The organism is Paenibacillus sp. sgz302191, assembly GCF_057749925.1.
Genome location: NZ_JBYLHY010000101.1, coordinates 1 through 641, shown reverse-complemented (window position 1 = coordinate 641; position 641 = coordinate 1). Strand labels below are relative to the sequence as shown.

The 641-nt window shown below is 50.1% G+C and carries 1 tRNA gene and 2 rRNA genes; all 3 read right to left on the bottom strand.

The annotated features are described in order from the left end of the window. A 23S ribosomal RNA gene (locus AC3G2T_RS38785) occupies nt 1-103 on the bottom strand; the annotation flags it as partial. Nucleotides 104-359: 256 nt separating this feature from the next. Then, a tRNA-Ala gene (locus AC3G2T_RS38780) sits at nt 360-435 on the bottom strand. 100 nt (nt 436-535) lie between these two features. Continuing rightward, nucleotides 536-641 (bottom strand): 16S ribosomal RNA (locus tag AC3G2T_RS38775); the annotation flags it as partial.

Here is a 641-nt window from a genome sequence, read left to right as displayed (position 1 = left end):
ATCGAAGCCTGCTTACGGCTCCCCGAGGCATTTCGTCGTTCGCCACGTCCTTCTTCGGCTCCTAGCGCCTAGGCATCCTCCGTGTGCTCTTTCTAGCTTAACCACTAGAACGTACTTTCATTAACTGTTGTGACACAGTCAACGAAAAGGATTTCTAAGTTTCACGCTTTACGTTTCGTTTCGTTATCTAGTTTTCAAGGAACAACGCTGCAACTGTTACATATGCGAAGCAATGTCAGTTGTCAGCAATGTCGCAACTGTTACATGCGCGAAGCGATGTCAGTTGTCAACTTTATGATGGAATGTCACCTAGTGTTAGCAACACCGCCTTAGCGGCGGCGGAAGTGTACAATAGGTTATGGTGGAGCCAAGCGGGATCGAACCGCTGACCTCCTGCTTGCAAGGCAGGCGCTCTCCCAGCTGAGCTATGGCCCCATACTTACCTTGACTCATGTCAAGCTCCATCAAAACTGAACAAATAAGAATGAAGTATCAGCTTTTGTCCGACAACCTACAGTTGTCATGGACTCCATAGAAAGGAGGTGATCCAGCCGCACCTTCCGATACGGCTACCTTGTTACGACTTCACCCCAATCATCTACCCCACCTTCGGCGGCTGGCTCCTTGCGGTTACCCCACCG